The sequence below is a fragment of the Bacillus sp. 204(2023) genome, from assembly GCF_037027505.1.
Classification (GTDB): Bacteria; Bacillota; Bacilli; order Bacillales; family Bacillaceae; genus Bacillus; species Bacillus subtilis.
This window is the reverse complement of the sequence record NZ_JAXCHE010000014.1, coordinates 28,072-48,309: the sequence shown is the minus strand read 5'-3', so window position 1 is coordinate 48,309 and position 20,238 is coordinate 28,072. Positions and strand designations below refer to the sequence as shown.

Here is a 20,238-nt window from a genome sequence, read left to right as displayed (position 1 = left end):
TTGAAATCAGTATTCAAAGGCGGCCGCCGCCGTTACAGGCTGAAGTTGGGAGAGCAGAAGTCTGCTTTTCAAACAGAGTGGAACCGCGCGGTTAAAGCGTCTCTGTCATGTTTACATGCAGAGACGCTTTTTTTATTGGGTAGAGGAAATCAGATAGAGAAACGGGGGGAAGCATGTGTTTTTTAGAATGCTCAAAGAAGACATTGATACTGTGTTCGATCAAGATCCCGCAGCAAGAAGCTATTTTGAAGTGATTTTAACTTATTCCGGTTTACATGCTATATGGGCGCATCGGATTGCACATGCTTTATATAAACGAAAATTTTATTTCCTTGCACGCCTTATATCTCAAGTAAGCCGATTTTTTACCGGGATAGAAATCCACCCCGGCGCTACAATCGGGAGAAGATTTTTCATAGACCACGGCATGGGGGTTGTCATTGGGGAGACATGTGAAATCGGCAATAACGTAACCGTTTTTCAGGGGGTTACCCTCGGGGGAACGGGGAAAGAAAAGGGAAAAAGGCACCCAACGATTAAAGATGACGCATTGATAGCCACAGGTGCTAAAGTGCTCGGTTCTATTACGGTCGGTGAAGGCTCAAAGATTGGCGCTGGTTCAGTAGTGCTGCATGATGTTCCTGATTTTTCAACAGTTGTCGGTATCCCTGGACGGGTCGTTGTACAAAATGGCAAGAAAGTAAGACGCGATTTAAACCATCAGGATTTGCCCGATCCAGTTGCTGACCGCTTTAAGTCTTTGGAACAGCAGATTTTAGAGCTGAAGGCAGAACTTGAAGACAGAAAAGAAAGGATCAATCAAAAATGACAATCACACTTTATAATACATTGACTAGACAGAAGGAAACATTCGTTCCTCTTGAAGAGGGAAAAGTGAAAATGTATGTATGCGGACCCACGGTTTACAATTACATTCATATCGGGAACGCGCGTCCGGCAATCGTTTACGATACGGTTCGAAACTATTTAGAGTATAAAGGCTATGATGTGCAGTATGTCTCTAACTTCACAGACGTAGACGATAAATTAATTAAAGCGGCAAATGAACTCGGTGAGGATGTACCCACCATTTCAGAGCGTTTTATTAAAGCATACTTTGAAGACGTAGGTGCGCTCGGCTGCCGAAAAGCCGACCTTCATCCGCGAGTGATGGAAAACATGGATGCCATTATCGAATTCGTAGATCAGCTCGTGAAAAAGGGCTACGCTTATGAATCAGAAGGTGACGTTTATTTCAAAACAAGAGCGTTTGAAGGATACGGAAAGCTTTCTCAGCAATCAATCGATGAGCTAAGATCAGGTGCACGCATCCGAGTCGGCGAGAAAAAAGAAGATGCTCTTGATTTCGCACTGTGGAAAGCGGCAAAAGAAGGGGAAATCTCTTGGGATAGTCCTTGGGGAAAAGGACGTCCGGGCTGGCATATTGAATGCTCAGCAATGGTGAAAAAGTATCTGGGTGACCAGATTGATATCCATGCGGGCGGACAGGATTTAACATTCCCTCACCATGAAAACGAAATTGCGCAATCTGAGGCGCTGACAGGCAAAACGTTTGCGAAGTACTGGCTTCATAATGGTTATATCAATATTGATAATGAAAAAATGTCAAAATCACTAGGCAACTTTGTGCTTGTCCATGACATCATTAAACAGCATGATCCGCAGCTTTTGAGATTCTTTATGCTATCTGTTCATTATCGCCATCCGATTAACTATTCAGAAGAGCTTCTGGAAAATACGAAAAGCGCATTTAACCGTTTAAAAACAGCGTACAGCAATCTTCAGCACCGTCTGAACAGCAGTACGAATTTAACCGAAGATGACGATCAATGGCTTGAAAAAGTTGAAGAACACCGCAAAGCATTCGAAGAAGCGATGGACGATGATTTTAATACGGCGAATGCCATTTCAGTCTTGTTTGACTTAGCGAAACACGCCAATTATTATCTTCAGAAAGATCATACGGCTGATCATGTGATTACGGCGTTTATTGAGATGTTTGACCGCATTGTTTCTGTCCTCGGTTTTTCGTTGGGTGAGCAGGAACTTCTCGATCAAGAGATTGAAGACTTAATCGAAAAGCGAAATGAAGCGCGCCGGAATCGCGATTTTGCATTGTCAGACCAGATCCGTGACCAGCTGAAAAGCATGAATATCATTCTTGAAGATACGGCTCAAGGCACTCGCTGGAAACGGGGAGAATAACAGATGCTTGAATTTGATACGATAAAAGATTCTAAGCAGCTTAACGGTCTTGCGCTTGCTTATATAGGTGATGCCATTTTTGAAGTGTATGTCAGGCATCACCTGCTTAAGCAGGGCTTTACCAAACCAAATGATCTTCATAAGAAATCAAGCCGGATTGTTTCAGCAAAGTCACAGGCTGAGATCCTATTTTTTCTGCAGAATCAATCATTTTTTACGGAAGAAGAGGAAGCGGTGCTGAAAAGAGGCAGAAATGCCAAGTCAGGGACAACACCTAAAAATACAGATGTTCAGACGTACCGCTACAGTACAGCATTTGAAGCGCTTCTGGGCTACCTTTTTCTAGAGAAAAAAGAGGAACGACTTAGTCAGCTCGTAGCCGAAGCTATACAATTCGGGACGTCAGGGAGGAAAACAAATGAGTCAGCAACATGATTACGTCATAGGGAAAAATGCAGTGATCGAGACGTTAAAATCTGATCGGAAGCTGTATAAGCTGTGGATGGCGGAAAACACCGTAAAGGGACAAGCACAGCAAGTGATTGAGCTTGCCAAGAAGCAGGGAATCACGATTCAATACGTCCCGAGAAAAAAACTCGATCAAATGGTGACAGGACAGCATCAGGGCGTAGTGGCACAGGTTGCAGCGTATGAATATGCAGAACTAGACGATTTATATAAAGCAGCCGAAGAAAAAAATGAACAGCCTTTCTTCCTCATTCTGGACGAGCTTGAAGACCCTCATAATCTTGGTTCCATTATGAGGACAGCAGATGCGGTCGGCGCTCATGGCATCGTCATTCCAAAACGGAGAGCTGTCGGGCTGACAACAACAGTGGCAAAAGCTTCAACAGGAGCAATTGAGCACATTCCTGTAGCAAGAGTCACCAATTTGGCACGGACGTTAGAAGAGATGAAAGAGCGGGGAATCTGGGTTGTCGGAACGGATGCGTCCGCGCGTGAGGATTACCGCAATATGGACGGCAATATGCCTTTGGCTCTAGTCATCGGAAGTGAAGGAAAAGGGATGGGCCGCCTTGTGAAGGAAAAGTGCGATTTTCTCATTAAACTCCCGATGGCCGGAAAGGTAACTTCACTAAATGCATCTGTCGCGGCTGGTCTTTTGATGTATGAAGTCTACCGGAAACGAAACCCTCTGGGAGAATAAAGACCCATGGATATCCTGTTAGTAGACGGGTACAACATGATTGGAGCCTGGCCGCAGCTGAAGGATTTAAAAGCGAACAGTTTTGAAGAGGCGAGAGACGTACTGATTCAGAAAATGGCGGAATATCAATCGTATACAGGAAACAGGGTTATTGTTGTTTTTGACGCGCATCTCGTAAAAGGGCTTGAGAAAAAACAGACCAACCATAGAGTTGAAGTGATTTTTACAAAAGAAAATGAGACGGCTGATGAGCGGATAGAAAAGCTCGCTCAGGCTTTGAATAATATTGCGACTCAAATTCACGTTGCGACCTCTGACTATACTGAGCAGTGGGCGATTTTCGGACAGGGGGCATTGCGGAAATCGGCCCGGGAGCTTTTGAGAGAGGTAGAAACGATTGAAAGGCGAATAGAGAGACGGGTAAGAAAAATCACTTCCGAAAAGCCGGCGGGTAAAATTGCTTTATCGGAAGAGGTTTTGAAAACGTTTGAAAAGTGGAGGCGGGGAGACTTAGATTAAGTTGACGCTTTTTTGCCCAATACTGTATAATATTTCTATCTACGTGCGCCGGGGGGATCGGAGTGAATCTACAGAACAACAAGGGAAAATTCAACAAAGAGCAGTTTTGCCAGTTGGAGGACGAGCAGGTCATTGAAAAGGTTCATGTTGGGGACAGTGATGCGTTAGATTACTTGATTACGAAGTACCGAAACTTTGTTCGGGCAAAAGCAAGATCCTATTTCTTAATAGGGGCGGACAGAGAGGATATTGTTCAGGAAGGCATGATAGGCCTCTATAAGTCTATTCGTGACTTCAAAGAGGACAAGCTTACCTCATTCAAAGCTTTCGCAGAATTATGTATTACCCGCCAAATTATTACCGCAATAAAGACAGCTACTCGCCAGAAACACATTCCTTTGAATTCCTACGTCTCATTAGATAAACCGATTTTTGATGAAGAATCAGACCGAACGCTGCTGGATGTCATTTCAGGAGCGAAAACCTTAAATCCTGAGGAAATGATCATTAATCAGGAAGAATTTGATGATATTGAAATGAAAATGGGTGAACTATTAAGTGATTTAGAGAGAAAAGTACTCGTCTTATATCTCGACGGGAGAAGTTACCAAGAGATTTCTGATGAACTGAACCGACATGTGAAATCGATCGACAATGCCCTTCAGCGTGTGAAACGCAAGCTGGAGAAGTACTTGGAAATTCGCGAAATCAGTTTGTAATAGGAATTTATGCTATATTGACAGTATTTTTCTGACTATGATATGTTACTAAAGATAAGAACTAATGTCTATTTAGAAAAAGGTGTAATGACATGAGAAAAAAGATTACGTTAGCATGCAAGACATGCGGAAACCGTAATTATACGACAATGAAGAGCTCTGCATCAGCGGCTGAGCGATTAGAAGTAAAGAAATACTGCAGTACTTGCAATTCACATACAGCTCATCTTGAAACAAAATAGTTTTTGCGCTTTTAAATTGTGGAGGTCTTTTACATGCGTATTATGAAATTCTTTAAAGATGTTGGGAAAGAAATGAAAAAGGTAAGCTGGCCTAAAGGAAAAGAGTTAACGCGTTATACCATTACGGTAATTTCAACAGTTATCTTTTTTGTTATCTTTTTTGCCCTCCTTGACACAGGAATTTCTCAATTAATTCGTTTAATAGTTGAATAATGATCAGCAATACGTGCTATAATAGATCATAATATTACTTGCCAAAACCCGTTCAGCGGGTTTTTTATTGTGGCTTAAAATGATAGTTATCATAGGCTTGCCGCCTATTTTTTGAAGCGTTATGGTAATTCACTAAAACCAAATGCGGGGAGGGAAGGACTGGACAGTCCTGAATAGAATGGAAAAGAATTGGTATGTTGTTCACACGTACTCTGGTTATGAGAATAAAGTAAAAGCCAACTTGGAAAAACGTGTTGAATCAATGGGGATGCAGGATAAAATTTTCCGTGTAGTCGTACCCGAAGAAGAAGAAACAGATATCAAAAACGGCAAGAAAAAAGTCGTGAAAAAGAAAGTATTCCCTGGTTATGTGCTTGTTGAAATTGTAATGACAGACGACTCTTGGTATGTTGTCCGCAACACGCCGGGCGTTACTGGATTCGTAGGATCTGCCGGGTCAGGTTCAAAACCGACGCCGCTTCTTCCGGGCGAAGCAGAAACCATTCTGAAGAGAATGGGCATGGATGAACGCAAAACTGATATTGACTTTGAACTGAAAGAGACAGTGAAAGTAATAGACGGACCTTTTGCTAACTTTACAGGATCAATTGAAGAGATTGATTATGATAAAAGCAAGGTCAAAGTTTTCGTTAATATGTTCGGCCGTGAAACGCCGGTTGAGCTGGAATTTACCCAAATCGATAAATTGTAATGTGAAAAAACTTGAAATTGCTATATATAAATGATAATATAGCAAAGGTACGTCTTGGACTTATCCAAGGCAACTAGCATGATATTTCGTCATTCATATAAAGAATGAAACCTTGAGTGGGAGGGTTTACCCTATTACCACATCACGGACTTAAGGAGGTGTGTCTCGTGGCTAAAAAAGTAGTTAAAGTTGTAAAATTGCAAATTCCTGCTGGAAAAGCTAACCCAGCACCACCAGTTGGACCTGCACTTGGTCAAGCCGGTGTTAACATCATGGGATTCTGTAAGGAGTTTAACGCTCGTACAGCTGACCAAGCTGGTTTAATCATTCCTGTTGAAATTTCGGTTTACGAAGACCGTTCATTTACATTTATTACAAAAACTCCACCTGCTGCAGTATTGCTTAAAAAAGCAGCTGGAATTGAGTCTGGTTCTGGTGAACCAAACCGTAATAAAGTGGCAACCGTTAAGCGCGATAAAGTACGCGAAATCGCTGAAACGAAAATGCCTGACTTAAACGCAGCAGACGTTGAAGCGGCAATGCGCATGGTTGAAGGTACTGCCCGCAGTATGGGTATTGTAATCGAGGATTAATTTGTTTCTTGTCGGGTTGCGAGTTTTAACAAGTTCGCAACCCTTATTCGTGGGAGGTTATTCCGCTATAACCACATAAGGAGGAAATTTTAAAATGGCTAAAAAAGGTAAAAAGTACGTTGAAGCTGCTAAGCTTGTAGACCGTTCTAAAGCTTACGACGTCTCTGAAGCAGTAGCTCTCGTTAAAAAAACAAACACAGCTAAATTCGACGCTACAGTTGAAGTGGCTTTCCGTTTAGGGGTTGACCCTCGTAAAAACGACCAGCAAATCCGTGGAGCAGTTGTGCTTCCAAACGGAACTGGTAAAACTCAGCGCGTTCTCGTTTTCGCAAAAGGCGAAAAAGCGAAAGAAGCTGAAGCTGCTGGTGCAGATTTCGTAGGCGACACTGACTACATCAACAAAATTCAACAAGGCTGGTTCGATTTCGATGTTATCGTAGCTACACCTGACATGATGGGTGAAGTTGGTAAAATCGGTCGTGTACTTGGACCAAAAGGTTTAATGCCAAACCCTAAAACTGGTACAGTTACTTTCGAAGTTGAAAAAGCGATCGGCGAAATCAAAGCTGGTAAAGTTGAATACCGTGTTGATAAAGCTGGAAACATTCATGTTCCTATCGGTAAAGTTTCTTTCGAGGATGAAAAACTTGTTGAGAACTTCACAACAATGTACGATACAATCCTTAAAGCTAAACCTGCTGCAGCTAAAGGCGTTTACGTGAAAAACGTTGCTGTAACTTCTACTATGGGACCTGGTGTCAAAGTAGACTCTTCAACTTTTAACGTAAAATAATATTGACATGACATCAACATTCTGATATTATTCAAAATGTTGTAAAATAGAATATCATTTATACCGTAGACAGTAGGGGCCTAACCGCTTAATTATCCTACCGAGGTGTATATTATCACAGCTATTACGTTACGTATGCTTGTATATACAGCCTCCATGTCTCATGGAGGCTTTTTATATGGAATCCGTCGTCTCAGTCGTGATCACCTAACGGTATAAGTGTTACACAAGAATCTACAGGAGGTGTAACCATGAGCAGCGCAATTGAAACAAAAAAAGTTGTTGTTGAAGAAATTGCTTCTAAACTGAAAGAAAGTAAATCAACGATCATCGTTGACTATCGCGGACTTAACGTTTCTGAAGTAACTGAACTTCGTAAACAGCTTCGCGAAGCTAACGTTGAGTTCAAAGTTTACAAAAATACGATGACTCGCCGTGCGGTTGAACAAGCTGAGCTTAATGGTTTGAATGATTTCTTAACTGGACCGAACGCGATCGCATTCAGCACTGAAGATGTTGTCGCTCCGGCTAAAGTTCTTAATGACTTCGCTAAAAATCACGAAGCTCTTGAAATCAAAGCTGGCGTTATCGAAGGTAAAGTTTCTACTGTTGAAGAAGTGAAAGCTCTTGCTGAACTTCCATCACGCGAAGGCTTGCTTTCTATGTTGCTTAGCGTACTTCAAGCTCCAGTTCGCAACCTTGCTCTTGCTGCAAAAGCTGTGGCAGAACAAAAGGAAGAACAAGGCGCTTAATCTAATCAGTTTTTCATAAATTAAAACAAAATGGAGGAATTACAAATGGCTTTAAATATCGAAGAAATCATTGCTTCCGTTAAAGAAGCAACTGTACTTGAATTGAACGACCTAGTAAAAGCAATCGAAGAAGAATTTGGCGTAACTGCTGCTGCTCCTGTAGCTGTAGCTGGCGGAGCTGCTGCAGGCGGAGCTGCTGAAGAGCAAAGCGAATTCGATCTTATCCTTGCTGGTGCAGGATCTCAAAAAATCAAAGTTATCAAAGTTGTACGTGAAATCACTGGTCTTGGCTTGAAAGAAGCTAAAGAACTTGTTGACAACACTCCAAAACCACTTAAAGAAGGTATTGCTAAAGAAGAAGCTGAAGAGCTTAAAGCTAAACTTGAAGAAGTTGGCGCTTCTGTAGAAGTTAAGTAATCTTCACTTACCTGTAGGGGAAGCTCGCTTTTATGAGGCGAGCTTTTTCTTTGCCATTCTTTAAGCTATGAAAAAAGGAGGTTCTAATAATGAGTGAGCACTATTATTCAGAAAAACCTTCAGTAAAAAGCAACAAGCAAACCTGGTCTTTTAGGCTTCGGAATAAAGATTTCACGTTTACCAGCGACAGCGGGGTTTTTTCTAAAAAAGAAGTTGATTTCGGCTCCCGCCTGCTGATTGATTCTTTTGAAGAGCCTGAGGTTGAGGGCAGCTTTTTGGATGTAGGCTGCGGGTACGGCCCGATTGGTTTATCGCTCGCCAGCGACTTTAAAGACCGGACTATCCACATGATTGACGTTAATGAGAGAGCCGTAGAACTATCAAATGAAAATGCGGAACAGAACGGAATAACAAACGTTAAGATTTATCAAAGCGATTTGTTTTCAAACGTTGATTCTGCTCAAACATTTGCTTCTATTCTTACAAATCCCCCAATCCGAGCCGGAAAAAAAGTTGTCCATGCTATCTTTGAGAAAAGCGCTGAACACTTAAAAGCTTCAGGTGAATTGTGGATCGTCATACAGAAAAAGCAAGGCGCGCCTTCTGCCATTGAAAAGCTCGAGGAACTGTTCGATGAAGTTTCCGTCGTTCAAAAAAAGAAAGGCTATTATATCATAAAAGCAAAAAAAGTTTGACTCGGTATTTTAACTATGTTAATATTGTAAAATGCCAATGTATATATTTTGCTTGATATGATGAATTGTCAATATCTATGTATAAATTATACAAGTATGGAAATGCTAATAAAATCGGTATTTGTTTTTGGATGTGGTTTTCTTAATTAGAAACCCTTTTTTCTTTTGTCTTGTAAAAGTATTTTCTTTCTTTGGAAGAAATGCTTATTACACATATAATACGCATGATTTGAGGGGTGAATCAGTTGACAGGTCAACTAGTTCAGTATGGACGACACCGCCAGCGCAGAAGCTATGCTCGCATTAGCGAAGTGTTAGAATTACCAAATCTCATTGAAATTCAAACCTCTTCTTATCAGTGGTTTCTTGATGAGGGTCTTAGAGAGATGTTTCAAGACATATCACCAATTGAGGATTTCACTGGTAACCTCTCTCTTGAGTTCATTGATTATAGTTTAGGTGAGCCTAAATATCCTGTAGAGGAATCAAAAGAACGTGATGTGACTTACTCAGCTCCGCTAAGAGTGAAGGTTCGTTTAATTAACAAAGAAACTGGAGAGGTAAAAGACCAAGATGTCTTCATGGGTGATTTCCCTATTATGACAGATACAGGTACTTTTATCATTAACGGTGCGGAACGCGTTATCGTTTCCCAGCTTGTTCGGTCTCCAAGTGTATATTTCAGTGGTAAAGTAGACAAAAACGGTAAAAAAGGTTTTACCGCAACTGTCATTCCAAACCGTGGCGCATGGTTAGAATACGAAACTGATGCGAAAGATGTTGTTTATGTCCGCATTGATCGCACACGTAAGTTGCCGGTTACGGTTCTTTTGCGTGCTCTCGGCTTCGGCTCCGATCAAGAGATTCTTGATCTCATAGGAGAAAACGAATACCTGCGAAATACGCTTGATAAAGATAACACAGAAAACAGCGACAAAGCGTTGCTGGAAATTTACGAGCGTCTCCGTCCTGGAGAGCCGCCTACAGTAGAAAATGCGAAAAGCTTGCTTGATTCTCGTTTCTTTGATCCGAAACGATACGATCTTGCCAATGTAGGACGCTATAAAATTAATAAAAAACTTCATATTAAGAATCGCCTCTTCAATCAGAGACTTGCTGAAACGCTTGTTGATCCTGAAACAGGAGAAATCCTTGCTGAAAAAGGCCAGATTCTTGATAGAAGAACACTTGATAAAGTACTGCCATACTTAGAAAACGGAATCGGTTTTAGAAAGCTGTATCCGAATGGCGGCGTTGTTGAAGATGAAGTGACTCTTCAATCAATTAAAATCTTTGCTCCGACTGATCAAGAAGGAGAACAGGTTATTAATGTAATCGGCAATGCTTACATCGAAGAAGAGATTAAAAACATCACGCCTGCTGATATTATTTCTTCAATCAGCTACTTCTTCAACTTGCTGCACGGAGTAGGCGACACAGATGATATCGATCATCTTGGAAACCGCCGTTTACGTTCTGTAGGCGAGCTTCTTCAGAACCAATTCCGTATCGGTTTAAGCCGTATGGAGCGTGTGGTTCGTGAGAGAATGTCAATTCAAGATACGAATACAATTACGCCTCAGCAGCTGATCAATATTCGTCCTGTTATTGCGTCCATTAAAGAGTTCTTTGGAAGCTCACAGCTTTCTCAATTCATGGATCAGACGAACCCGCTTGCTGAATTAACGCACAAGCGTCGTCTGTCAGCATTAGGACCGGGCGGATTGACACGTGAGCGTGCCGGAATGGAAGTGCGTGACGTTCACTACTCCCACTATGGCCGTATGTGTCCGATTGAAACGCCTGAGGGCCCGAACATCGGTTTGATCAACTCACTATCATCTTATGCAAAAGTAAACCGTTTTGGCTTTATTGAAACGCCATATCGCCGCGTTGACCCTGAAACAGGGAAGGTAACGGGCAGAATCGATTACTTAACTGCTGATGAAGAGGATAACTATGTTGTCGCTCAAGCGAATGCTCGTCTTGATGACGAAGGCGCCTTTATTGATGACAGCATCGTAGCTCGTTTCCGCGGGGAGAACACCGTTGTTTCCAGAAATCGTGTAGACTACATGGATGTATCGCCTAAGCAGGTTGTATCTGCTGCGACAGCATGTATCCCGTTCTTAGAAAACGATGACTCCAACCGTGCCCTCATGGGAGCGAACATGCAGCGTCAGGCTGTGCCTTTGATGCAGCCGGAAGCGCCATTTGTTGGAACTGGTATGGAATACGTATCAGGAAAAGACTCTGGTGCCGCTGTTATTTGTAAACACCCTGGTATCGTTGAACGCGTAGAAGCGAAAAACGTTTGGGTTCGCCGTTATGAAGAAGTAGACGGTCAAAAAGTAAAAGGAAACCTGGATAAATACAGCCTGCTGAAATTTGTCCGCTCTAACCAAGGTACGTGCTACAACCAGCGTCCGATCGTAAGTGTCGGCGATGAAGTGGTAAAAGGAGAAATCCTTGCTGACGGTCCTTCTATGGAGCTTGGTGAACTTGCACTTGGCCGTAACGTAATGGTCGGCTTCATGACATGGGATGGCTACAACTATGAGGATGCCATCATCATGAGTGAACGCCTAGTGAAGGATGATGTTTATACATCTATCCACATTGAAGAATACGAATCAGAAGCACGTGATACGAAGCTTGGACCTGAAGAAATCACTCGCGATATTCCAAACGTCGGTGAAGATGCGCTTCGCAATCTTGATGACCGCGGAATCATCCGTATTGGGGCAGAAGTAAAAGACGGAGATCTTCTTGTTGGTAAAGTAACGCCTAAAGGCGTAACTGAACTGACTGCAGAAGAACGCCTTCTTCACGCCATCTTTGGCGAGAAAGCCCGCGAGGTTCGTGATACTTCTCTTCGTGTGCCTCATGGCGGCGGCGGAATTATCCATGACGTTAAAGTCTTCAACCGTGAAGACGGAGACGAACTTCCTCCAGGTGTTAACCAGTTAGTACGCGTATATATCGTTCAGAAACGTAAGATTTCTGAAGGGGATAAAATGGCCGGTCGTCACGGTAACAAAGGTGTTATCTCTAAGATTCTTCCTGAAGAAGATATGCCTTACCTTCCTGACGGCACACCAATTGATATCATGCTTAACCCGCTGGGCGTACCATCACGTATGAACATCGGGCAGGTATTGGAACTTCACATGGGTATGGCCGCTCGTTACCTTGGCATTCACATTGCATCTCCTGTATTTGACGGAGCGCGAGAAGAGGATGTCTGGGAAACACTTGAAGAAGCCGGCATGTCTCGTGACGCCAAAACAGTGCTTTACGACGGACGTACTGGAGAGCCGTTTGATAACCGTGTATCTGTCGGTATCATGTACATGATCAAACTAGCTCACATGGTTGACGATAAACTTCATGCACGCTCTACAGGCCCTTACTCACTTGTTACGCAGCAGCCTCTTGGCGGTAAAGCGCAATTTGGCGGACAGCGTTTTGGTGAGATGGAGGTTTGGGCACTTGAAGCTTACGGTGCGGCTTATACTCTTCAAGAAATTCTGACTGTTAAGTCTGATGACGTGGTTGGACGTGTGAAAACATACGAAGCCATCGTTAAAGGCGACAATGTTCCTGAACCAGGTGTTCCGGAATCATTCAAAGTATTAATCAAAGAACTTCAAAGCTTAGGTATGGATGTCAAAATCCTTTCTGGTGATGAAGAAGAAATAGAAATGAGAGATTTAGAAGACGAAGAAGATGCGAAACAAGCTGACGGCCTGGCATTATCAGGTGATGAAGAGCCGGAAGAAACAGCATCTGCAGACGTTGAACGCGATGTAGTAACAAAAGAATAATCTCTAGTTATAAAGGCAAGTGACATCGGTTAATCCGAAGATAAAAAGGGAGGTAGGCCCCTTGCTAGATGTGAACAATTTTGAGTATATGAACATCGGTCTTGCTTCACCAGATAAAATCCGTTCATGGTCTTTTGGTGAAGTGAAAAAGCCTGAAACGATAAACTATCGTACGTTAAAACCTGAAAAGGACGGTCTATTCTGCGAACGCATTTTCGGACCTACTAAGGACTGGGAATGTCATTGCGGGAAGTACAAGCGAGTTCGTTATAAAGGCGTAGTTTGTGACCGCTGCGGAGTCGAAGTAACACGGGCTAAAGTCCGTCGTGAGAGAATGGGGCACATTGAACTGGCTGCCCCAGTTTCCCACATTTGGTATTTCAAAGGTATTCCAAGCCGTATGGGTCTTGTGCTGGATATGTCACCTCGTGCTTTAGAAGAAGTCATTTACTTTGCTTCTTACGTTGTAACTGATCCGGCGAATACACCGCTTGAAAAGAAACAGCTTCTGTCTGAGAAAGAATATCGTGCTTATCTTGATAAATACGGTAATAAATTCCAAGCATCTATGGGTGCTGAAGCAATTCATAAACTTCTTCAAGATATCGATCTTGTAAAAGAAGTTGATATGTTAAAAGAAGAGCTGAAAACTTCACAAGGACAACGCCGTACTCGTGCGATCAAACGTCTTGAAGTTTTAGAAGCCTTCCGTAACTCAGGAAACAAGCCTTCTTGGATGATCCTTGATGTGCTTCCTGTTATTCCTCCGGAGCTTAGACCGATGGTTCAGCTAGATGGCGGACGTTTTGCGACTTCTGATTTGAATGACCTTTATCGTCGTGTCATCAACCGTAACAATCGTTTGAAACGCCTTTTGGACCTTGGTGCGCCTAGCATCATCGTTCAAAACGAAAAGCGTATGCTTCAAGAGGCTGTCGATGCTCTAATTGACAACGGCCGCCGCGGACGCCCTGTAACAGGTCCTGGTAACAGACCGTTAAAATCTCTTTCTCACATGCTGAAAGGGAAGCAAGGCCGTTTCCGTCAAAACCTTCTTGGTAAACGTGTCGATTACTCCGGACGTTCTGTAATCGTTGTTGGTCCTCATTTGAAAATGTACCAATGCGGATTACCGAAGGAAATGGCGCTTGAACTTTTCAAACCTTTCGTTATGAAAGAACTTGTTGAAAAAGGTCTTGCTCACAACATTAAGAGTGCGAAACGCAAAATTGAGCGCGTACAGCCTGAAGTTTGGGATGTACTAGAATCAGTTATTAAGGAGCACCCGGTACTGCTGAACCGTGCCCCTACACTTCACAGATTAGGTATCCAGGCGTTTGAACCAACGCTTGTTGAAGGACGCGCAATCCGTCTTCACCCGCTCGTATGTACAGCTTACAACGCTGACTTTGACGGTGACCAAATGGCGGTTCACGTACCATTATCTGCTGAAGCACAAGCTGAAGCACGCATCTTGATGCTTGCTGCTCAAAACATCTTGAACCCTAAAGATGGTAAACCGGTTGTAACACCGTCTCAGGATATGGTACTAGGTAACTATTACCTGACACTTGAGCGTGCCGGTGCTGTCGGTGAAGGTATGGTCTTCAAGAATACAGACGAAGCGCTTCTTGCTTATCAAAACGGATATGTTCACCTTCATACGAGAGTAGCTGTTGCAGCTAACTCACTTAAGAATGTGACATTTACCGAAGAACAGCGCTCAAAATTGTTAATTACAACTGTCGGTAAGCTTGTCTTCAATGAAATTCTTCCGGAATCATTCCCTTACATGAATGAACCAACGAAGAGCAACATTGAAGAGAAAACACCTGACCGTTTCTTCTTAGAAAAAGGTGCTGACGTTAAAGCTGTTATCGCACAGCAGCCAATCAATGCGCCGTTTAAAAAAGGCATTCTGGGTAAAATCATCGCGGAAATCTTTAAACGATTCCATATTACGGAAACGTCTAAAATGCTTGACCGCATGAAAAACCTAGGTTTCAAATATTCAACTAAAGCTGGTATTACAGTTGGGGTTTCTGACATCGTCGTACTCGATGATAAACAGGAAATTCTTGAAGAAGCGCAAAGCAAAGTTGACAACGTTATGAAGCAGTTCCGCCGCGGTCTTATCACTGAAGAAGAACGCTATGAGAGAGTCATCTCTATCTGGAGTGCTGCAAAAGACGTTATCCAAGGCAAACTGATGAAATCACTTGATGAACTCAACCCGATCTACATGATGAGTGACTCTGGTGCCCGTGGTAACGCATCTAACTTTACGCAGCTTGCCGGAATGCGCGGCCTGATGGCCAACCCGGCTGGACGTATCATTGAGTTGCCGATCAAATCAAGTTTCCGTGAAGGTCTGACAGTATTGGAGTACTTTATCTCCACACACGGTGCGCGTAAAGGTCTTGCCGATACCGCTCTTAAAACTGCTGACTCAGGTTACCTTACACGCCGTCTCGTTGACGTTGCGCAGGATGTTATCATCCGTGAAACTGATTGCGGAACTGACCGAGGCATTCTTGCTAAGCCTCTTAAAGAAGGAACTGAAACAATTGAGCGCTTAGAAGAACGCTTAATCGGACGTTTTGCAAGAAAACAAGTGAAGCACCCTGAAACAGGTGAAGTGCTTGTGAATGAAAACGAACTGATCGATGAAGATAAAGCACTGGAGATTGTCGAAGCCGGCATTGAAGAAGTGTGGATCCGTTCTGCCTTCACATGTAATACGCCTCATGGTGTATGTAAACGATGCTATGGCCGAAATCTTGCAACTGGCTCCGATGTTGAAGTCGGTGAAGCTGTCGGAATCATTGCTGCCCAATCAATCGGTGAGCCTGGTACACAGTTAACAATGCGTACATTCCATACAGGCGGGGTTGCTGGAGACGACATCACACAGGGTCTTCCGCGTATCCAAGAGCTTTTCGAAGCGCGTAATCCGAAAGGTCAGGCAACAATTACAGAAATCGACGGTACAGTCGTTGAGATCAATGAAGTTCGTGACAAGCAACAGGAAATTGTGGTTCAAGGCGCAGTGGAAACACGTTCTTATACGGCACCTTACAACTCCCGCCTGAAAGTAGCGGAAGGAGATAAAATTACTCGAGGCCAAGTACTGACAGAAGGTTCAATCGATCCGAAAGAACTTCTTAAAGTGACTGACCTGACAACTGTTCAAGAGTATCTTCTCCATGAGGTTCAAAAGGTTTACCGTATGCAGGGTGTTGAAATCGGTGATAAACACGTAGAAGTAATGGTTCGCCAGATGCTTCGCAAAGTACGCGTAATTGATGCCGGTGACACTGATGTGCTTCCAGGTACATTGCTTGATATTCACCAATTTACTGAAGCGAACAAAAAGGTATTGCTTGAAGGCAATCGACCTGCTACAGGCCGTCCTGTCTTACTCGGTATTACAAAAGCATCTCTTGAAACTGATTCATTCTTATCTGCTGCTTCCTTCCAGGAAACAACACGTGTCCTTACAGATGCAGCGATCAAAGGTAAGCGTGACGAGCTTCTCGGCTTGAAAGAGAATGTTATCATCGGTAAGCTTGTTCCAGCTGGTACAGGAATGATGAAATACCGTAAAGTAAAACCAGTATCAAATGTTCAGCCGACTGACGATATGGTCCCGGTTGAATAACTGATTTAATGCTGCTGAAAGACTGCAAAAACAGTCTTTCAGCAGATATATTTATGAAAAAGTCACTCTATGAGAAGAACGAAACTAAAAAATGTCATACCTTGTTGACATTCGTCTCCTAGAATGATAATATAACCAAGGTGCTCGAAATAAACCTGTTACTTTGGAGGATATGTTTATGTCTTATGATAAAGTATCACAGGCCAAATCAATTATTATTGGTACGAAGCAAACAGTGAAAGCTCTAAAGCGAGGTTCAGTAAAGGAAGTAGTCGTTGCAAAAGACGCAGATCCGATACTCACGTCAAGTGTTGTTTCACTTGCTGAAGATCAAGGTATCTCTGTCTCAATGGTTGAATCCATGAAAAAGCTCGGCAAAGCCTGCGGAATTGAGGTAGGAGCAGCCGCTGTTGCCATTATTTTATAACGTACTTTTGTTTTTGCGTAAGATTCCATCTTGTGTAAAGACATTGTTTTTTGCCTTTTGATGAACCACCTGGGTATGTGGGTTATAAAACGTAATGAAGGGAGGAAAAATTCATGCCTACAATTAATCAGCTAATTCGCAAAGGACGCGTGAGTAAAGTAGAAAACTCAAAGTCTCCTGCACTTAACAAAGGATACAACAGCTTTAAAAAAGAGCACACTAACGTATCTTCTCCACAAAAACGCGGGGTATGTACTCGTGTTGGTACAATGACACCGAAAAAACCGAACTCAGCACTTCGTAAATATGCTCGTGTTCGTTTGACTAACGGAATCGAGGTTACTGCTTACATTCCTGGTATCGGTCACAACCTGCAAGAGCACAGTGTTGTACTTATCCGCGGCGGACGTGTAAAAGACTTACCAGGGGTACGTTACCACATCGTTCGTGGTGCGCTTGATACTGCTGGAGTTGAAAACCGTGCACAAGGCCGTTCTAAATACGGTACGAAAAAACCTAAAGCAAAATAATATACGAAAATACGCATAATTGATGAAGGGAGGATATTCAGATGCCACGTAAAGGTCCTGTAGCAAAAAGAGATGTTTTACCTGATCCGATTTACAACTCTAAGCTTGTATCTCGTCTAATCAACAAAATGATGATCGATGGTAAAAAAGGTAAGTCTCAAACAATCCTATACAAGTCATTCGATATCATTAAAGAACGTACTGGCAATGATGCAATGGAGGTTTTCGAACAAGCATTGAAAAACATCATGCCTGTACTTGAAGTAAAAGCACGCCGTGTAGGTGGTGCGAACTACCAAGTTCCTGTAGAAGTTCGTCCTGAACGTCGTACGACTCTTGGACTTCGCTGGTTAGTTAACTACGCTCGTCTTCGCGGAGAAAAAACGATGGAAGAGCGTTTAGCTAACGAAATCCTTGACGCAGCTAACAACACTGGTGCTGCTGTTAAGAAACGTGAAGACACTCATAAGATGGCTGAAGCAAACAAAGCATTTGCTCACTATCGCTGGTAGGATTTATAGATTAACAAAACACAATTTCCTAATAAGGAAGGAGAAATTACCCAATGGCAAGAGAGTTCTCCTTAGAAAAAACTCGTAATATCGGTATCATGGCTCACATCGATGCCGGTAAAACGACTACTACAGAACGTATCTTGTTCTATACTGGTCGTATCCACAAAATTGGTGAAACTCATGAAGGAGCTTCACAAATGGACTGGATGGAGCAGGAACAAGAACGTGGTATCACAATCACTTCCGCTGCGACAACTGCACAGTGGAAAGGATACCGCGTAAACATCATCGACACTCCAGGACACGTAGACTTCACAGTTGAAGTTGAACGTTCTCTTCGTGTACTTGATGGTGCTGTTGCTGTACTTGACGCGCAATCAGGCGTTGAGCCTCAAACAGAAACTGTTTGGCGTCAGGCAACAACTTATGGAGTACCGCGTATCGTTTTTGTTAACAAAATGGACAAAATCGGTGCAGACTTCCTTTACTCTGTAGGAACTTTAAGAGACCGTCTTCAAGCAAACGCTCATGCAATTCAATTGCCGATCGGTGCTGAAGATAACTTCGAAGGTATCATTGACCTTGTAGAAAACGTTGCGTATTTCTACGAAGATGACCTCGGAACTCGTTCTGATGCAAAAGAAATCCCTGAAGAGTACAAAGAGCAAGCTGAAGAGCTTCGCAACAGCCTTATTGAAGCTGTATGTGAGCTTGATGAAGAGCTTATGGATAAGTACCTTGAGGGTGAAGAAATCACAATTGACGAGTTAAAAGCAGGAATTCGTAAAGGTACATTAAATGTTGAATTCTACCCTGTTCTTGTTGGTTCTGCCTTCAAAAACAAAGGTGTTCAACTAGTACTTGATGCTGTTCTTGACTACCTTCCTGCACCAACTGACGTTGCTGCAATCAAAGGTACACGTCCTGATACAAATGAAGAGATTGAGCGTCATTCTTCTGACGAAGAGCCATTCTCTGCATTAGCATTTAAAGTTATGACTGACCCTTACGTTGGTAAGTTGACTTTCTTCCGTGTGTACTCTGGAACACTTGATTCTGGTTCATACGTGAAAAACTCTACTAAAGGCAAACGTGAGCGTGTTGGACGTATTCTTCAAATGCACGCTAACAGCCGTGAAGAAATCTCTACTGTATACGCAGGGGATATCGCAGCTGCTGTAGGTCTAAAAGATACAACTACTGGAGATACTCTATGTGATGAGAAGGATCTTGTTATCCTTGAGTCAATGGAATTCCCAGAACCAGTTATCGACGTTGCTATTGAGCCTAAATCAAAAGCTGACCAAGATAAAATGGGTATCGCTTTAGCGAAACTTGCTGAAGAAGATCCTACATTCCGTACTCAAACAAACCCAGAAACTGGCCAAACGATCATCTCTGGTATGGGTGAACTTCACCTTGATATCATTGTTGACCGTATGAAACGCGAATTTAAAGTAGAAGCCAACGTTGGTGCTCCTCAAGTTGCGTACCGTGAAACATTCCGTACCGGTGCAAAAGTTGAAGGTAAATTCGTACGTCAGTCTGGTGGACGCGGTCAGTTCGGACACGTTTGGATCGAATTCGAACCAAACGAAGAAGGCGCTGGCTTTGAATTTGAAAATGCGATTGTCGGTGGGGTTGTTCCTCGTGAATACATCCCAGCTGTTCAAGCAGGTCTGGAAGATGCACTTGAAAATGGTGTACTAGCAGGCTTCCCGCTTATCGACATTAAAGCTAAACTTTTCGACGGTTCTTACCATGATGTTGACTCAAACGAAATGGCATTTAAAGTCGCTGCTTCTATGGCATTGAAAAATGCAGTCAGCAAATGTAACCCAGTTCTTCTTGAACCAATCATGAAAGTGGAAGTGGTTATTCCAGAAGAATACATGGGAGATATCATGGGTGATATCACTTCACGTCGCGGACGCGTAGAAGGTATGGAAGCACGCGGTAACGCTCAAGTTGTTCGCGCTATGGTTCCTCTTGCTGAAATGTTCGGTTACGCTACTGCACTTCGTTCTAATACGCAAGGTCGCGGTACGTTCACTATGCACATGGATCACTACGAAGAAGTGCCGAAGAGCGTCGCAGAAGAAATTATCAAAAAAAATAAAGGCGAATAATTGATTTTGCCGCTTAACTCAAGTATAACTACTATTGTAAGATGAGGAAGTGAAAGCTTTCTTTCACTTCCTATCACTCTATACATTACTAATTAAAAGC

General features: G+C 42.9%; 20 protein-coding genes and 2 other annotated features (1 of these 22 only partly in view). All 20 genes read left to right on the top strand.

Going from position 1 to position 20,238, the window contains the following annotated elements; translation table 11 throughout:
* Positions 1 to 107 (top strand) — a binding site (T-box leader) (it extends 124 nt beyond the left edge of the window).
* A gap of 68 nt (positions 108 to 175) precedes the next feature.
* The 20 genes from cysE to fusA all read left to right on the top strand — a co-directional run bounded on the left by cysE (position 176) and on the right by fusA (position 20,138).
* On the top strand, positions 176 to 829 hold the full coding sequence (cysE, locus tag WA279_RS20130) for a serine O-acetyltransferase (protein WP_003225749.1): 654 nt from the start codon (positions 176 to 178) through the stop codon (positions 827 to 829).
* Positions 826 to 2,226 carry a cysteine--tRNA ligase gene (gene cysS, locus WA279_RS20125; RefSeq protein WP_014478619.1) on the top strand — a complete coding sequence of 467 codons (1,401 nt, stop codon included), beginning with the start codon at positions 826 to 828 and terminating at the stop codon, positions 2,224 to 2,226. Before cysE ends, cysS begins: the two co-directional genes overlap by 4 nt.
* A gap of 3 nt (positions 2,227 to 2,229) precedes the next feature.
* Positions 2,230 to 2,661, top strand: a complete 432-nt coding sequence (locus WA279_RS20120) for a mini-ribonuclease 3 (protein WP_004399685.1) — start codon at positions 2,230 to 2,232, stop codon at positions 2,659 to 2,661.
* Positions 2,645 to 3,394 carry a 23S rRNA (guanosine(2251)-2'-O)-methyltransferase RlmB gene (rlmB, locus tag WA279_RS20115; protein WP_014475598.1) on the top strand — a complete coding sequence of 250 codons (750 nt, stop codon included), beginning with the start codon at positions 2,645 to 2,647 and terminating at the stop codon, positions 3,392 to 3,394. Before WA279_RS20120 ends, rlmB begins: the two co-directional genes overlap by 17 nt.
* Positions 3,395 to 3,400: 6 nt before the next feature.
* Positions 3,401 to 3,913, top strand: coding sequence for a ribosome-dependent mRNA decay endonuclease Rae1/YacP (gene rae1, locus WA279_RS20110; RefSeq protein ID WP_003235032.1), 513 nt, complete (start codon positions 3,401 to 3,403; stop codon positions 3,911 to 3,913).
* 62 nt (positions 3,914 to 3,975) lie between these two features.
* Positions 3,976 to 4,632, top strand: a complete 657-nt coding sequence (gene sigH / locus WA279_RS20105; RefSeq protein ID WP_003225758.1) for an RNA polymerase sporulation sigma factor SigH — start codon at positions 3,976 to 3,978, stop codon at positions 4,630 to 4,632.
* Between the two features lie 92 nt (positions 4,633 to 4,724).
* The gene (rpmG, locus tag WA279_RS20100) at positions 4,725 to 4,874 is read left to right on the top strand and encodes a 50S ribosomal protein L33 (protein WP_003156421.1); all 150 of its coding nucleotides are present in this window, start codon (positions 4,725 to 4,727) and stop codon (positions 4,872 to 4,874) included.
* A gap of 33 nt (positions 4,875 to 4,907) precedes the next feature.
* Entirely contained in the window at positions 4,908 to 5,087 is a 180-nt protein-coding gene (gene secE, locus WA279_RS20095; RefSeq protein WP_004399676.1) for a preprotein translocase subunit SecE, read from the top strand.
* Positions 5,088 to 5,265: 178 nt separating this feature from the next.
* A complete protein-coding gene (nusG, locus tag WA279_RS20090; protein WP_003225764.1) occupies positions 5,266 to 5,799 on the top strand; it encodes a transcription termination/antitermination protein NusG in 534 nt (177 codons plus the stop codon).
* 167 nt (positions 5,800 to 5,966) lie between these two features.
* Positions 5,967 to 6,392, top strand: coding sequence for a 50S ribosomal protein L11 (gene rplK, locus WA279_RS20085; RefSeq protein WP_003156430.1), 426 nt, complete (start codon positions 5,967 to 5,969; stop codon positions 6,390 to 6,392).
* 94 nt (positions 6,393 to 6,486) lie between these two features.
* A complete protein-coding gene (gene rplA, locus WA279_RS20080; RefSeq protein ID WP_003235040.1) occupies positions 6,487 to 7,185 on the top strand; it encodes a 50S ribosomal protein L1 in 699 nt (232 codons plus the stop codon).
* A 45-nt stretch (positions 7,186 to 7,230) separates the two neighbouring features.
* Positions 7,231 to 7,371, top strand: a sequence feature (ribosomal protein L10 leader region).
* A 65-nt stretch (positions 7,372 to 7,436) separates the two neighbouring features.
* On the top strand, positions 7,437 to 7,937 hold the full coding sequence (gene rplJ, locus WA279_RS20075) for a 50S ribosomal protein L10 (RefSeq protein WP_003235042.1): 501 nt from the start codon (positions 7,437 to 7,439) through the stop codon (positions 7,935 to 7,937).
* A gap of 45 nt (positions 7,938 to 7,982) precedes the next feature.
* Positions 7,983 to 8,354 (top strand): 50S ribosomal protein L7/L12, encoded by a 372-nt coding sequence (gene rplL / locus WA279_RS20070; RefSeq protein ID WP_003156436.1) that lies wholly within the window; start codon positions 7,983 to 7,985, stop codon positions 8,352 to 8,354.
* 89 nt (positions 8,355 to 8,443) lie between these two features.
* Positions 8,444 to 9,049 (top strand): class I SAM-dependent methyltransferase, encoded by a 606-nt coding sequence (locus WA279_RS20065; protein ID WP_041337888.1) that lies wholly within the window; start codon positions 8,444 to 8,446, stop codon positions 9,047 to 9,049.
* A gap of 245 nt (positions 9,050 to 9,294) precedes the next feature.
* A complete protein-coding gene (gene rpoB / locus WA279_RS20060; protein ID WP_009966326.1) occupies positions 9,295 to 12,876 on the top strand; it encodes a DNA-directed RNA polymerase subunit beta in 3,582 nt (1,193 codons plus the stop codon).
* A 61-nt stretch (positions 12,877 to 12,937) separates the two neighbouring features.
* The gene (gene rpoC / locus WA279_RS20055; RefSeq protein ID WP_004399688.1) at positions 12,938 to 16,537 is read left to right on the top strand and encodes a DNA-directed RNA polymerase subunit beta'; all 3,600 of its coding nucleotides are present in this window, start codon (positions 12,938 to 12,940) and stop codon (positions 16,535 to 16,537) included.
* A gap of 178 nt (positions 16,538 to 16,715) precedes the next feature.
* Entirely contained in the window at positions 16,716 to 16,964 is a 249-nt protein-coding gene (locus WA279_RS20050; protein WP_003225778.1) for a 50S ribosomal protein L7ae-like protein, read from the top strand.
* 113 nt (positions 16,965 to 17,077) lie between these two features.
* Entirely contained in the window at positions 17,078 to 17,494 is a 417-nt protein-coding gene (rpsL, locus tag WA279_RS20045; protein ID WP_003225781.1) for a 30S ribosomal protein S12, read from the top strand.
* Between the two features lie 41 nt (positions 17,495 to 17,535).
* Complete coding sequence (gene rpsG, locus WA279_RS20040) at positions 17,536 to 18,006, top strand: 30S ribosomal protein S7 (RefSeq protein WP_003225784.1); 471 nt, start codon at positions 17,536 to 17,538, stop codon at positions 18,004 to 18,006.
* Positions 18,007 to 18,059: 53 nt separating this feature from the next.
* A complete protein-coding gene (gene fusA / locus WA279_RS20035) occupies positions 18,060 to 20,138 on the top strand; it encodes an elongation factor G (protein ID WP_003235056.1) in 2,079 nt (692 codons plus the stop codon).
* The last annotated feature ends 100 nt before the right edge of the window (positions 20,139 to 20,238 follow it).